This is a genomic window from Streptomyces sp. NPDC060028 (genome assembly GCF_042736725.1).
Taxonomy (GTDB): Bacteria; Actinomycetota; Actinomycetes; order Streptomycetales; family Streptomycetaceae; genus Streptomyces.
The window spans coordinates 1-13,586 of sequence record NZ_JBHWVJ010000098.1 but is presented as its reverse complement, the minus strand read 5'-3'; the positions used below and the strand labels follow the sequence as shown (position 1 = coordinate 13,586).

General features: G+C 73.1%; 14 protein-coding genes and 3 tRNA genes. 5 read left to right on the top strand and 12 right to left on the bottom strand.

Annotated elements, in window-relative coordinates; all coding sequences use genetic code 11:
- The first annotated feature begins 85 nt into the window (after positions 1–85).
- Entirely contained in the window at positions 86–1,105 is a 1,020-nt protein-coding gene (locus tag ACFWBF_RS32395; RefSeq protein ID WP_385608169.1) for an adenosine deaminase, read from the top strand.
- Here ACFWBF_RS32395 and ACFWBF_RS32390 read toward each other — a convergent pair.
- From ACFWBF_RS32390 to ACFWBF_RS32345, 10 genes are all read right to left on the bottom strand, one after another.
- Positions 1,095–1,511, bottom strand: a complete 417-nt coding sequence (locus ACFWBF_RS32390; RefSeq protein ID WP_385608168.1) for a hypothetical protein — start codon at positions 1,509–1,511, stop codon at positions 1,095–1,097. The genes ACFWBF_RS32395 and ACFWBF_RS32390 overlap by 11 nt on opposite strands.
- Before the next feature lie 16 nt (positions 1,512–1,527).
- Positions 1,528–2,661 (bottom strand): UDP-N-acetylmuramate dehydrogenase, encoded by a 1,134-nt coding sequence (locus ACFWBF_RS32385; RefSeq protein ID WP_385608181.1) that lies wholly within the window; start codon positions 2,659–2,661, stop codon positions 1,528–1,530.
- Between the two features lie 2 nt (positions 2,662–2,663).
- Positions 2,664–3,062: a DUF3291 domain-containing protein gene (locus tag ACFWBF_RS32380; RefSeq protein WP_385608166.1), complete on the bottom strand. Its 399-nt coding sequence runs from the start codon at positions 3,060–3,062 to the stop codon at positions 2,664–2,666.
- A gap of 98 nt (positions 3,063–3,160) precedes the next feature.
- The gene (locus ACFWBF_RS32375) at positions 3,161–4,582 is read right to left on the bottom strand and encodes an MFS transporter (protein WP_385608179.1); all 1,422 of its coding nucleotides are present in this window, start codon (positions 4,580–4,582) and stop codon (positions 3,161–3,163) included.
- 351 nt (positions 4,583–4,933) lie between these two features.
- Positions 4,934–5,506, bottom strand: a complete 573-nt coding sequence (locus ACFWBF_RS32370) for a TetR/AcrR family transcriptional regulator (protein ID WP_385608164.1) — start codon at positions 5,504–5,506, stop codon at positions 4,934–4,936.
- 1,093 nt (positions 5,507–6,599) lie between these two features.
- Positions 6,600–7,028, bottom strand: a complete 429-nt coding sequence (locus ACFWBF_RS32365; protein WP_385608162.1) for a MaoC family dehydratase — start codon at positions 7,026–7,028, stop codon at positions 6,600–6,602.
- A gap of 1 nt (position 7,029) precedes the next feature.
- A complete protein-coding gene (locus ACFWBF_RS32360) occupies positions 7,030–7,482 on the bottom strand; it encodes a MaoC family dehydratase N-terminal domain-containing protein (protein WP_385232921.1) in 453 nt (150 codons plus the stop codon).
- Between the two features lie 160 nt (positions 7,483–7,642).
- Positions 7,643–7,807, bottom strand: coding sequence for a 50S ribosomal protein L33 (gene rpmG / locus ACFWBF_RS32355; RefSeq protein WP_006604855.1), 165 nt, complete (start codon positions 7,805–7,807; stop codon positions 7,643–7,645).
- A gap of 88 nt (positions 7,808–7,895) precedes the next feature.
- Positions 7,896–7,968, bottom strand: a tRNA-Met gene (locus ACFWBF_RS32350).
- A gap of 48 nt (positions 7,969–8,016) precedes the next feature.
- A tRNA-Thr gene (locus ACFWBF_RS32345) sits at positions 8,017–8,089 on the bottom strand.
- 353 nt (positions 8,090–8,442) lie between these two features.
- Between ACFWBF_RS32345 and ACFWBF_RS32340 the strand changes: the two genes are divergently transcribed.
- Together ACFWBF_RS32340 and ACFWBF_RS32335 are read left to right on the top strand one after the other, a co-directional pair.
- Positions 8,443–9,753 carry an amidohydrolase family protein gene (locus ACFWBF_RS32340; protein WP_385608160.1) on the top strand — a complete coding sequence of 437 codons (1,311 nt, stop codon included), beginning with the start codon at positions 8,443–8,445 and terminating at the stop codon, positions 9,751–9,753.
- Between the two features lie 54 nt (positions 9,754–9,807).
- Positions 9,808–10,464, top strand: a complete 657-nt coding sequence (locus tag ACFWBF_RS32335) for an SDR family oxidoreductase (RefSeq protein ID WP_385608159.1) — start codon at positions 9,808–9,810, stop codon at positions 10,462–10,464.
- 38 nt (positions 10,465–10,502) lie between these two features.
- Here the strand turns inward: ACFWBF_RS32335 and ACFWBF_RS32330 are convergent, their stop codons facing one another.
- Entirely contained in the window at positions 10,503–10,901 is a 399-nt protein-coding gene (locus ACFWBF_RS32330; protein WP_385608157.1) for a DUF3574 domain-containing protein, read from the bottom strand.
- A 227-nt stretch (positions 10,902–11,128) separates the two neighbouring features.
- Positions 11,129–11,210, bottom strand: a tRNA-Tyr gene (locus ACFWBF_RS32325).
- A 200-nt stretch (positions 11,211–11,410) separates the two neighbouring features.
- Between ACFWBF_RS32325 and ACFWBF_RS32320 the strand changes: the two genes are divergently transcribed.
- Together ACFWBF_RS32320 and ACFWBF_RS32315 are read left to right on the top strand one after the other, a co-directional pair.
- A complete protein-coding gene (locus ACFWBF_RS32320; RefSeq protein WP_385232933.1) occupies positions 11,411–11,899 on the top strand; it encodes a YajQ family cyclic di-GMP-binding protein in 489 nt (162 codons plus the stop codon).
- Between the two features lie 208 nt (positions 11,900–12,107).
- Complete coding sequence (locus ACFWBF_RS32315) at positions 12,108–13,538, top strand: SulP family inorganic anion transporter (protein WP_385608155.1); 1,431 nt, start codon at positions 12,108–12,110, stop codon at positions 13,536–13,538.
- Positions 13,539–13,586 lie beyond the last annotated feature (48 nt).

Sequence of the window (13,586 nt, the reverse complement as noted above, 5' to 3'; positions counted from 1 at the left end):
CGCCGGCGCCGTTTCTGCGTTCGGGTCGGCCCCCGATCGGGAAAACCCCCTCCCGCCGAGCGCAGCGGTGCGGCAGTATCACCAGATGGAGCACCTACGCGATCTCACGCTTCTGCCGAAAGCACATCTGCACCTGCACTTCACCGGGTCCATGCGCCCCTCGACCCTCCTCGAGCTCGCCGACAAGTACGGCGTGCGCCTGCCCGACGCGCTGACCGCCGGAGAGCCGCCCAAGCTGCGCGCCACCGACGAGCGCGGCTGGTTCCGCTTCCAGCGGCTCTACGACGCCGCCCGCTCGTGCCTGCGCGAGCCCGACGACATCCGCCGCCTCGTCCGTGAGGCCGCGGAGGAGGACGTACGGGACGGCAGCGGCTGGCTGGAGATCCAGGTCGATCCCACCTCGTACGCGCCCCTGCTCGGCGGGATGATCCCCGCCGTCGAGATCATCCTCGACGCCGTGGACAGCGCGTCCCGCGAGACCGGCCTCGGGATGCGGGTGCTGATCGCCGCGAACCGCATGAAGCACCCCCTCGACGCCCGCACCCTCGCCCGCCTCGCCGTCCGCTACGCCGACCGCGGCGTCGTCGGCTTCGGGCTCTCCAACGACGAGCGCCGCGGCATGGCCCGCGACTTCGACCGCGCCTTCGCCATCGCCCGCGAGGGCGGCCTGCTCGCCGCCCCGCACGGCGGCGAGCTCACCGGCCCGGCCTCCGTCCGCGACTGCCTCGACGACCTGCACGCCTCCCGCATCGGGCACGGCGTACGGGCCGCCGAGGACCCGCGGCTGCTCAAGCGCCTCGCCGACCGGCAGATCACCTGCGAGGTCTGCCCCGCCTCGAACGTGGCCCTCGGGGTCTACGAGCGGCCCGAGGACGTCCCCCTGCGCACCCTCTTCGACGCCGGGGTGCCGATGGCGCTCGGCGCGGACGACCCGCTGCTGTTCGGGTCCCGGCTCGCGGCGCAGTACGAGATCGCCCGGCGCCACCACGGCTTCACGGACGCCGAACTCGCCGAGCTGGCCCGCCAGTCGGTGCGCGGTTCGGCCGCGCCGGCCGACGTACAGGAGAAGCTGCTCGGGGGGATCGACCACTGGCTCAGCGGGTGAGCCGCAGGTCCCCCTCGTGGCAGTCGGCCCGTACCCGGCGGCCGTCCGGGAAGCCGATCTCCAGGTGTGTGCGCCCCTGCTCGGGCAGCGCGTACTCGGCCACGGAGGTGACGGTTTCGCCGAGGTGGCGCAGGAAGGGGTGTTCGCCGAGGTCCTCGCCGACCTCGATGCGGCCCCACTCCCCCATGTCGTAGGACGCGTGGGGGCCGGCGGACTCGACCATGAGGCACCAGTCGGACCCGGTGGTGATCCGGGTGGATTCGCCCGCGCTGTCGATCAGCCAGACGTCGAGCGGCGACTCGGAGCGCTCGCCGTCGCTGAAGTGCCAGGACGCGACGACTCGGCTGATCGTGCGTCCCACCAGGCGGGTGGGGTCCGTACCGGCCCCGTGCAGGGGACAGAGCATGGGCGGCCGGGGCTCCTCAGATGCTGACGCCGACCGTCACCGGTTCGTTGACCAGGGTGACGCCGAAGGCCGCGTGGACGCCCGCGACCACCTCGCGGGCCAGGGCGAGGAGGTCCTCGGTGGTGGCCTCGCCGCGGTTGGTCAGGGCGAGGGTGTGCTTGGTGGAGATGCGCGCGGGGCCGGTGCCGTAGCCCTTGGTGAAACCGGCCTTGTCGATCAGCCAGGCCGCGCTGGTCTTCGTACGGCCCTCGCCGGCGGGGTACGCGGGCGGGGCGGCCTCGGGGCCGAGGCGGTCCTGGGCGCGGGCGAGGAAGGCGGCGTACGCCTCGTCGCTCAGGATCGGGTTGTGGAAGAAGGATCCGGCGGACCAGGTGTCGTGGTCGGCGGGGTCGAGGACCATGCCCTTGCCTGCGCGCAGCCGCAGTACGGTCTCGCGGGCGGTGGCGGCGGGGACCCGGTCGCCGGCCTCGACGCCGAGGGCGCGGGCGGTCTCGGGGTACTTGACCGGCGCGGACAGCCCGCCGGCGTCCTCCAGGGCGAAGCGCACGCGCAGGACGACGTACCGCTCGGGCTGGTGCTTGAAGAGGCTGTCGCGGTACGAGAAGGCGCACTCGGCGGCGGTCAGCGTGACCGTCTCGCGGCGGGTGCGGTCGTAGGCGACGACCTCGGTGATGGTGTCGCAGACCTCCTGGCCGTACGCCCCGACGTTCTGGATCGGGGTCGCACCGGCGGAGCCGGGGATTCCGGCGAGGCACTCGATGCCCGCGAGGCCGGCGTCGACGGCGCGGGCGACGGCGTCGCTCCAGTTCTCGCCCGCGGCGAGCTCCAGGCGCGTGCCGTCCAGGTGGAAGCCGGTGGTCGCGATGCGCAGGGCGGTGCCGTCGAAGCCGCGGTCGCCGATGACCAGGTTGCTGCCGCCGCCGATGACCAGGAGCGGGGTGCCGCTCTCGTCCGCCGCGCGGACGGTGGCGACCACGTCGGCGTCGGTGGTCGCGGTGACCAGACGGGTGGCGGGGCCGCCGAGGCGGAAGGTGGTCAGTGGGGCGAGGGGGGCGTCGTGGAGTTCCTGCACGTGGACAAGAGTACGGTCCGTACCCCTCGCATCCCTGCGGGGCCACGGACCGTACGGGCGCTTCCCCCGTGCCGCCAGGCTCAGGCGGCCGACTTCTGTTCGGCGAGGCGGCGCTCCGCCTCGGCCCAGCCGATGGGGAGCCGCGCGGCCGGGACGGTCCAGAAGGTGAAGGCGGATTCCTTCATGGAGCCGGCGGCCGCGCGGGAGCTGGAGCGGTGCGGCTCGCTGCGGGCGAATCGGTAGAGCGCGTCACGGTCCTCCCAGGCGGAGAGGGTGAGGAAGGTCCGGCGCAGGACGCGGGCCCGCAGGGCGACGCCGTGGGCTCCGGGGGCCTTGCGGATCTGGCGGATGATGCCGGGCGACTTGAGGAAGAACGTGACGGCGCCGGCGAGGGTGGCGGTCTCGAAGCGGGAGGCCATGACGTAGACCTCGGCGTCGGGGGCGGCCGGGTTGGGCGTGGACCAGGGGATGTCGGGCATGGCGGGCACTCCTTCGCGGTGAGCGGGTCGGGTCGGGTCGTACGGCTTCGTGCGGGGCTTCGTGCGGGGCTCGGTGCGGGGCTCGTGCCGCGGCGAGGTCAGCTCGCGGCGGGGACGTGCTCCGGGGCCTGCTCCGGGGCCGCGCCGGTGGTGGCGGGGGTGACGGACGAGGCGGAGGCAGCGGACGCGACGGCCGTGCCTTCGGCGGGCTGCTTCGCCTTGCGGGGCAGCAGGAGGGCGAGGGCCGCGGCCAGCGCCACGGCTCCGGCGCCGATCCACAGCGCGGGGACGGTCCCGTCGGTGAAGGCCTGGCCGGACTCGTAGCCGCCCTGGGCGGAGAAGACCGAGGCGAGGACCGCGACCCCGAGGGCTCCGCCGACTTCGCGCAGGGCGCTGTTGGTCCCGGAGGCCTTGCCCTGGTCGGCGGGGGCGACGGTGGACATCAGCGCGTTGGAGGCGGGGGCGAAGTACAGGGCCATGCCGATGCCGCTGAGGATCAGGGCCGGGAGCTGGGCGGCGTAGGAGACGTCCGTGCCCAGGATCACCGCGAACCAGCCGAGGCCCACGGCCTGCAGCGTCAGCCCGGCGGCGACGACGGGTCGGCTGCCGATCCGGTCGGAGAGGATGCCGGCGATCGGGGCGACGAGCATCGGCATGCCGGTCCAGGGCAGCATGCGCAGGCCGGCCTCGGTCGGGGAGTAGCCGGAGACGCCCTGGAAGAACTGGCTCAGCAGGAAGATCGAGCCGAACATCCCGACGTACATCAGCAGGCTGGCCATGTTGATGCCGAAGAAGCCGCGGTCGCGGAAGAGGCGCATGGGGAGCATGGGGTTGGCGCCGTTGAACCCGTGGTGGATGAAGGCGCCGACGAGCACGGATCCGGCGATCAGACCGGTGAGGACGGAGGCGCTGGTCCAGCCGTGGGCGTTGGCGTTGACCAGGGCGTAGACGATCCCGAAGAGGCCGCCGCTGATGAGGAGCGTGCCCGGTATGTCGAGCCGCGAGCCGGACGCGGTGGATTCGGCGAGGCGCAGGCGGGCGAGCGGGAGCAGGGCGAGGCCGATCGGAACGTTGAGCCAGAAGATCCACTGCCAGGAGACGTGCTCGGTCAGGCTGCCGCCGACGAGGGGGCCGATGGCGACGGCGAGGCCGCCGACGGCGCCGTAGATGCCGAGGGCCATGCCGCGGCGGGCGGCCGGGACGGCGGCGGTCAGCAGGGTGAGGGAGAGCGGCATCATGACCGCGGCCCCGACGCCCTGGACGGCGCGGGCGACGATGAGCTCGTTGATGCCGGGCGAGAGCGCGGCGGCGGCGGAGGCGCCGGTGAAGACGGCGAGCCCGGCGATGAAGAGCCGGCGGCGCCCGAAGCGGTCGCCGAGGGCGGAGCCGAAGAGGAGGAGGACGGCGAAGGTGAGCGTGTACGCGTTCACCGTCCACTCCAGGTCCTCCAGCTTGCCGCCGAGGTCCTCGCGGATGGCGGGGAGGGCGGTCGTCACGACGAGGTTGTCGAGGGCGGCCATGAAGCTCGCGGCGGCGGTGAGGATGAGGGCCCATATCGCGGGCCGGCCGAGCTTGTCTTGCGTGTTCACGAGGTCCCCCCTGGGGATGTTAGTTATTGCTGACTAACTTTCGTGGGCAGGGTTGCGCGGTGCCGCGGCCGTACGGGGATTCGACGCTTGCGAGGCGACGGGGCGACGGAGGCGACGAGGACTAGTGCTGTGGCCGGAAAGGTTTGCCGGGGCGCGGTGTCCGGTGCGGTGCATCGCAAGGCGGAGGACCGCGTCTCGTACTGGACGTACTTGCGCGGTCCGACCACGCGGCGAGGTGCCGTGCCGGGCGCCGCGACGCGGTGAACCTTTCCGGCCACAGCACTAGCCGCCATCGGAGGGAGCGACGGGGCGCGCGGAGGGGTAGCACCCCTCCCACACCCGGTGCCCGGGCGGGAAGCCCATGGCGGCCAGGGTGTTGATGAGCATCCCGTACGCCATGAAGGTGGTGGTCTCGTCGACGTCCGCCCCGAGCGGCACGTGAACGGTGTTCCAGAGCTCCATCCACGCGGCCCGGACCATCTCCCCGAACCCCGGCTCCCCGGCGGCTTCGGCGGCGGAGACGGTCACGAACGTCTGGAGCTGCATCTGGAGCTTTTCGGGGTGGTCGGCGATCAGTTGCATGTAGGCCTCCCCCATGACCTTGATCGCGTCCTCTCCCTGGTGGCCCTTGGCCGCCTCCTCGAAGACGAGCCGGACCTCCTCCATGCAGCGGGCGGCGGCGGCGAGGAACATCGCCTGCTTGTTGGGGAAGAGCCGGAAGAGATACGGCTGCGAGACGCCGACGCGCTTGGCGATCGCCTCGGTGGAGGTCCCGTAGTAGCCGCCGCGGGCGAACTCGCTCATCGCCGCGCGGATGACGCTCTCGCGCCGCTCCTCTGCACTCATCCTTGCCATGCCCCAAAGTTAGTACTCAATCACTAACTACGCAAGCCCCCGCGCCGCGGGGCCCGGGGGGCCGGGGGCCCGGGGCCGGGCGGAGCGGGGCGGGGCGGGGCAGGGCGGGCCCAGCAGCGCAGGCGGCCAGGCCGCGCTCGGCCGAAGGGCCGGGCTGCCGGGGCGGGGGCCCGGGCGCGCGAGGGCGGGCTTCCGCCCGGCACCATGACGCGAGGCTCCGGACGGCGAGGGCGGAAGGCGGGGCGGGCCGGGGCCCGGAGGGACGGGCGGGCCAAACAGCGCAGGCGGCCAGGCCAAGCGGCAGGACCGACGCTCGGCCGGAGGGCCGGGACGGCGGTCCGGGCGACGGGGAAGCCACCAACGGGCCGGAGCACCCGGAAGACCGGACCCGAGGGCGGGCACGTGGTGGCAGACCGCTGCCCGGCCGCAGTGACGCAAGGCGCGGGCAGCGGGCGGCGGCCGGGCCGCGGCGGCGGGAGGCCGCCGAGCGGGACAGGGCAGCAGAAGCCCTGTGGGGCGAGCGGCGGCCACGCGGCCAGGGCGGGGGCCTGCAGGACGGCCGGGCGGTCGCACCCCGGGGTCGGGCCTGCTCCGCGCGGCCAGGGCCGGGGCCTGTAGGACGGCCGGGCGGTCGCACCCCGGGGTCGGGCCTGCTCCGCGCGGCCAGGCCGGAGCCTGCAGGACGGCCGGGCGGCGGCATCCCGGGGGCCCGTGGTCAGCGCCGGGTCAGGCTTCCCGGGCCCCCGCTCCGGGCGCCCGGAGCTGGGAAGCCCTGCGGCGCGGCCAGGCAGCCGCCCGGGCCGGGCCCCCCGGATGGGGCCCCTCAGGTCAGACCCTCCGGGGGGCGACGACCCGGGCGTCAGGCCCTCGGGTCACGACCCCGGAGGCCGCCGGTCAGGCGCCCCAGGTCCCAGGGGGCCCCAGGGACAGGCCGCAGGCCAGACCCCCCGGATTGACCCCCAGGGTCAGACCCCGGGAGGTGGTCCCGGGTCAGGGCCCCCGGGGGTTGGCCCCTGGGGGTTGGCCCTCGGGGATTTGACTCCGGGGCCAGGCCCCGGGAGGGGCCCCGGGGCAGGGCCCGAGGGGCCCGGGGTCAGGCCAGGGTGACCACCGCGCGGGACATGCCCAGGATCTTCTGGCCCGCGCTCATCGCCGTCAGGTCGACCCGTACCCGGTTGTCCTCCAGCTTCGCGGCGACCTTCGCGGTGACCTCGATCAGCGCGCCCTGGTCGTCGTTCGGGACCACGACCGGCTTGGTGAAGCGGACCCCGTACTCGACGACCGCACCCGGGTCGCCCACCCAGTCCGTGACCACCCGTACCGCCTCGGCCATGGTGAACATGCCGTGCGCGATGACGTCCGGCAGCCCGACCTCCTTGGCGAACTTCTCGTTCCAGTGGATCGGGTTGAAGTCGCCGGAGGCACCCGCGTACCGGACCAGCGTCGCGCGCGTCACGGGGAAGGACGCCGCCGGCAGCTCGGTGCCGACCTCGACGTCGTCGTACTGGATCTGCGCAGTCATCTCAGGCCTCCTCGGGGGCGCGGGAGACGAGCTTCGTCCACGCCGTCACCACGTGCTCGCCGGTCTCGTCGTGGACCTCGCCGCGGATGTCGATGATGTCGTTGCCCGCGAGGGACTTCACGGCCTCGATGGTCGAGGTCACGGTGAGACGGTCACCGGCCCGCACGGGGCGGGAGTACGCGAACTTCTGGTCGCCGTGCACGACGCGGCTGTAGTCCAGACCCAGCTGCGGGTCCGCGACGACCTGCCCGGCCGCCGCGAACGTGATGGCAAACACAAAGGTCGGCGGAGCGATCACGTCCAGGTGGCCGAACGCCTTGGCCGCATCGGGGTCGGTGTAGACGGGATTGGCGTCACCCACCGCAACCGCGAATTCGCGGATCTTCTCCCGGCCGACCTCGTACGGATCGGTGGGCGGGTAGCTCCGCCCCACGAAGGACTGGTCGAGCGCCATGGCTCACTACCTCCTGTTGAAGGAACATGCAGAGATCGAAGAGTCGGGACCGGAGACCCGACATCGAAGATCCGAGACGGGTCCGGAAACGACACAAGGCCGCCCCCCATAGAAGGGGACGACCTCATGACGGTGCCTATATTGCGGGACTTCGCTGGGGTCAGCGGGTCTCGCGGTGCGCGGTGTGCGAGTTGCAACGCGGGCAGTGCTTCTTCATCTCAAGACGGTCCGGGTCGTTACGCCGGTTCTTCTTGGTGATGTAGTTCCGCTCCTTGCACTCCACGCAGGCCAGCGTGATCTTCGGGCGGACGTCGGTGGCAGCCACGTGAGTGCTCCTTGACGGAAATTGGGACGGATGAACGCATACAAGAGTAGCCGACCGGGAGACCGACCCCGCAATCGGCTACTGTGTGTAGCGGCGACCGGACTTGAACCGGTGACACAGCGATTATGAGCCGCTTGCTCTACCGACTGAGCTACGCCGCTTTGATGAGATCCACTCCCCACCCGAGGGTGGGGAACTTCTTTCACCAGAGCCCCAATGCGGAATCGAACCGCAGACCTTCTCCTTACCATGGAGACGCTCTACCGACTGAGCTATTGGGGCGAGCGAGGAAGACATTACACGGTTGCCCACCGATCGCCCAAATCCTTTGCGGGGCCTGGCCTCGGAGGACTCCGCGAAGTCCTTCCCGATCACCCCTCCGGCCCCTCTGGCCCCCATTTCGGCCCAGATTGTGTGCGGGGTCACAACCGGCCACCCCCGCTCATCATCCAACCGTCCGCCGTCACGGCGCGTGCCCGCACGCCGGGGCGCGTGGGCACCACACCGGTACGACTATTGCGCTCTTCCGTGAAGCGGGGACCCCCGCGCCCTAGGCTCTGAGCACGCTGCGTGATCTTGGGCCGCAGGCCGGGCGGCCACGGCCCAGGAACCGCCCGAGCCACCGCAGGAGCGCGATGTCCGACAGCCAGCCGCAGCAGCCGTTCCACTCCCCGCGCAGCGGCCGCGGTGAGGGCGGCGGCCACGAGCACCTGCGCCCGGCCGGCCACGGGAACGCGGCCGCCGCCGAGTCCACGACCCTTCTGCTCGCCGGGGCCCGCCTCACCGACGGCCGCACCGTCGACGTCCGCCTCAGCGGCGGCCGGATCCAGGCCGTCGGCACCGCCGGGAGCCTGCCCGCGCCCGCGATCTCCCGCGTGGACCTGAGCGGCTACCTGCTGCTGCCCGCCCCCGCCGAGCCGCACGCCCACGGCGACACCGCCCTGACGGCGGACGGGGAGGGGCCCGTCTCCTACACCCCCGACGAGGTGCAGCGCCGGGCCACCGAGGCCGCCCTGCTCCAGCTCGGCCACGGCGCCACCGCCGTACGCTCACACGTCCGGATCGGCGACATGCACGGCCTCGGCCCCATGGAGGCCGTCCTCCAGGCCCGCCGCTCCCTGCGCGGGCTCACCGACCTCACCGCCGTCGCCGTCCCCCGGCTGCTGACCGGGGTGGCCGGCGCGGACGGGCTCGCCATGCTGCGGGACGCCGTCAAGATGGGCGCCTCCGTCATCGGCGGCTGCCCCGACCTCGACCCCGACCCGACCGGCTTCCTCGAAGCCGTACTGGAAGTCGCCGCCGAGCACGGCTGCCCCGTGGACCTGCACACGGACGGTGACGACCCCGCCCGCCTGTCCCGGCTCGCGGCGATGGCCGGCGGGCTGCGCCCCGGGGTGTCCATCGGCCCCTGCGGCGGCCTGTCCCGGCTCCTGCTCGACGTGGCGACGCGCGCCGCCGACCAGCTGGCTGCGGCCGGCGTACGGGTCACCTGCCTGCCCCAGGGCGACTGCGCGGCCCTGGAGCGCCGCGGCCTGCGCACCGCCCCCGTACGGCTCCTGCGCGCGGCCGGGGTGCGGGTCGCCGCCGGCAGCGGAGCCCTGCGGGACGCCGGGAACCCCGTCGGCCGCGGCGACCCGCTCGAAGCCGCGTACCTGCTGGCCTCCCAGGGTGGCCTGCGGCCCATGGAGGCCTACGACGCGATCAGCGCCGCCGCCCGCGAGGCGATGGGCCTGCCGGAGGTGCGGGTGGAGGCGGGCTTCCCGGCGGAGCTGCTCGCGGTGCGCGGGGACCGGATCGCGGGGGTGCTGTCCCTCGCGTACAGCCGGATCGTGATCCACCGCGGGCGGGTGGTAGCCCGGACGAGTGCCGTACGGGAGTATTGCGATTCCGCCGTCGCCGTGGCCCTGGACCTGCCCCGGCAGGGCCGTATGGAGACCGGTCCCTGAGCGTTCGCCGTCCGTTCGCGGGCGCACGTGCCCGGGTCGTCGTACGGTCGGGACATGCGCATCGTCATCGCGGGTGGACACGGTCAGATCGCGCTGCGGCTGGAGCGTCTGCTCGCCGCGCGCGGGTACGAGGTCGCGGGCATCATCCGTGACCGCGCACAGGGCGACGACCTCAGGCAGGCGGGCGCCGAACCGGTGCTGTGCGACCTGGAATCGGCCTCGGTCGAACACGTGGCCGGGATCCTGCAGGGCGCGGACGCGGCGGTGTTCGCGGCCGGCGCGGGTCCCGGCAGCGGCGTCGGGCGCAAGGAGACCGTCGACCGGGGTGCGGCGGTGCTCTTCGCGGACGCCGCCGAACGGGCCGGCGTCCGGCGCTTCCTGATGGTGTCCTCGATGGGCGCGGACTCGCGGCACGAGGGCGACGACGTCTTCGACATCTACCTGCGGGCCAAGGGCGAGGCCGACGACCACGTCCGCACCCGGCTGGGCCTGGAGTGGACCGTACTGCGCCCCGGCTCGCTGATCGACGACGCGGGTACGGGCCTGGTCCGGCTGGAGGCACGGGCGGGCCGCGGGTCGATCCCGCGCGACGACGTGGCGGCGGTGCTGGCGGAGCTGATCGAGACCCCGGCGACGGCGGGCCTGACCCTGGAGCTGATCTCCGGCCCGACCCCGGTGTCGGTGGCGGTCAAGGACATGGCGGGCAACTGACGACAGCCGGCAGCCGGCCCGCGTCCCCTGAGGTCTCCTCAGAACTCCGCGGTCACCTTGTCGTCGGACCGCCCGACCGAGTCCTGCTGGAAGCGGTCCTCGTACGCCCGCCGGATCCGCTCGATGCGCACGCTGCGCTCGTCGGCGTCCTTCTCGGGGTACAGCAGCACCACCTCGTACGAGGTCTCGTGCACGGCCTTGCCGTCCTGGCCCCGCCACTGGCCGTACCCGTCGTGGACGGTGAGCCCCTCGGGGAAGGCGGGGGTGATCTCCCGCTCCAGGAAGCCCATGAACTCCCCCTCCGCGACCGGGGGCCCGCCGCCGGGGCGGTCGGTGCCGAAATACAGTCGGGTCTCCTCGTACGGCTGGCCCACTTCCGTGCGGAGCGCCGCCCCCACGAGAGCCGGGATCCCGGCCCCGAGCAGGGCGATGAGCACTCCGCCGCCGACCCTTCCACGTGTGTCAGATGTCCATTTCACCCCCGTGCAACGAACGGCGGGCCCAGACGATGCGGCTGATGAGCGGCTCCGACGCCGAACGGGCGGCGGCCGAATCGGGGACCTGCGGGTCCGCCCGGGCACTCCGGGGCACTCCCGGGCTCGCGGACGCATACGAGAAGACCCCCGCTCCTGCGTTTCCGCAGTAACGGGGGTCTCACATCGCGTGGCGGCGCCAGGGTTCGAACCTGGGTAGGCTGAGCCGGCAGATTTACAGTCTGCTCCCTTTGGCCACTCGGGCACACCGCCAAGGGTCGCTGCCATTTTTTCCGCCTTGCGGCGGCGCTCCCTGGCAACGACGTAAACGATACCTGATGACCGGGGGTGCTTCGCCACCGGATTGATCAGCGCCGCCGGCGGGCACGGTGGCTAGGCTTTGCCGAGCGGGCCGGGGATGTCCGGCCGCGCCCTTCGGGGCCGTCACAGCCGACTTCAAGGAGCCACAGCACATGGCCGACTCCAGTTTCGACATCGTCTCGAAGGTCGAGCGGCAGGAGGTCGACAACGCCCTCAACCAGGCCGCCAAGGAACTCTCGCAGCGCTACGACTTCAAGGGCACCGGCGCCACGATCGCCTGGTCGGGCGAGAAGATCGTGATGGAGGCGAACTCCGAGGAGCGCGTCAAGGCCATCCTCGACGTCTTCGAGACCAAGCTGATCAAGCGCGGGATCTCCCTCAAGGCGCTCGACGCCGGTGAGCCGCAGCTGTCCGGCAAGGAGTACAAGATCTTCGCCTCGATCGAGGAGGGCATCTCCCAGGAGAACGCCAAGAAGGTCGCGAAGATCATCCGGGACGAGGGCCCCAAGGGCGTCAAGGCCCAGGTCCAGGGCGAGGAGCTGCGCGTCAGCTCGAAGAGCCGCGACGACCTCCAGGCCATCCAGGCGCTCCTCAAGGGCAAGGACCTGGACTTCGCGATCCAGTACGTGAACTACCGCTGATCACACCGTTATCCGGTCTCCCACCGGACCCACGCCGGCCCGGCGGTCCTTCACGGACCGCCGGGCCGCGGTCGTCACGGAGTGCGGGTGGTGTGTGCGGAGCGTGTGCGGCGCATGCGCCTTTGTCAGCCTCTGTGGGGACTTGGGCGGGGCAGGTGCGCCCGGCCAGGCTGGGGGCATTCGCCATCGCTTGGCAGGGGGTTCTCGCATGCCTGGGGCCGGCACGTTTCGTGAAGACTTCGGGGCGTCGGTGGTCGTCGCGCTCGTCGCGCTGCCGCTGTGCGTGGGCGTGGCGGTCGCGTCCGGGATGCCGGCCGAGTCGGGGATCGTCACCGGGGTGGTCGGCGGGCTCGTCACCGGCTGGTTCCGGGGGAGTTCGCTGCAGGTCAGCGGACCGGCCGCGGGGCTGACCGTACTCGTCTACGAGGCCGTGCAGGCGTACGGGGCGCCCGCGCTGGGGGTGCTCGTGCTGGCCGCCGGCGTGGTGCAGCTGGGCATGGGGGCGCTGCGGCTGGGGCGGTGGTTCCGGGCGATCTCCGTCGCCGTCGTGCACGGGATGCTGGCCGGGATCGGACTCGTGCTGATCGCCGGGCAGTTGTACGCCCTGGGCGGCGTGGAGGCCCCCGGGCTGACCCTCGCCAAGCTGGCCGGGGTGCCGGCGCTCGGCGGGAAGGCCGACTGGGCCGCCGTGGCGCTCGGGGCCGGGACCCTGGCCGTCATGGTGGCCTGGCGCCGCCTGCCCGCCCGGCTGCGGCTCGTGCCGGGGGCGCTCGTCGCGGTGGCCGCCGCCACCGCGGTCGCCTCGCTGCTGCGCCTGCCCGTGGCCCGCGTCCGGGTGACGGGGATGCTGGACGCCGTGTCCCCGCCCGGCTGGGGGGAGTTCGGGATGCTGGCGTCCGTGGGGGCCGTCGGCACCGTGGCCGCGTTCGCGCTGATCGCCTCCGCCGAGACGCTCTTCAGCGCGGCCGCCGTGGACCGCATGCACGACGGACCCCGGACCGACTACGACCGCGAACTCGTGGCCCAGGGCTTCGGGAACGCCGTCTGCGGGCTGCTCGGGGCGCTCCCGATGACCGCCGTGATCGTACGCAGCGCCGCCAACGTGGAGGCCGGCGCCCGCACCCGCGCGGCCCGGGTGCTGCACGGCGCCTGGCTGCTGCTGTTCGCGGTCGCGCTGCCCTGGCTGCTGGAGCTCGTGCCGCTCGCCGCGCTGGCCGGGGTACTCCTGCACGCGGGGTGGAAGCTGCTGCCGGCCCGGGCCGTGGCCGCGCTGTGGCGGACCCACCGGGGCGAGGCGGTGGTACTGGTGGCGACGGCCTGCGCGATCGTGGCCACCAACCTCTTCGAGGGGGTGCTCGTCGGGCTGGGGCTCGCCGTCGCCAAGGCGGCCTGGGAGACCTCCCACGTGCACATCGAGGAGGTGTGGGAGGGCGAGGAGTTGTGCCTGCGGGTCCTGGGGAACGCCAGCTTCCTGCGGCTGCCCAAGCTGCTGGACGAACTGAACGCCGTACCGGACGACGGCCGCGGCGTACGGCTCGACCTGAGCGGCCTGCGCCACCTCGACCACGCGTGCCTGACCGCACTGACCGGCTGGCAGGACCGGCGCACGCCGCTCTCCGGCCCCAGGGGCGTCATCTAGTGCTGTGACCGGAAAGGTTCACCGCGTCGCGGCGCCCGGCACGGCACC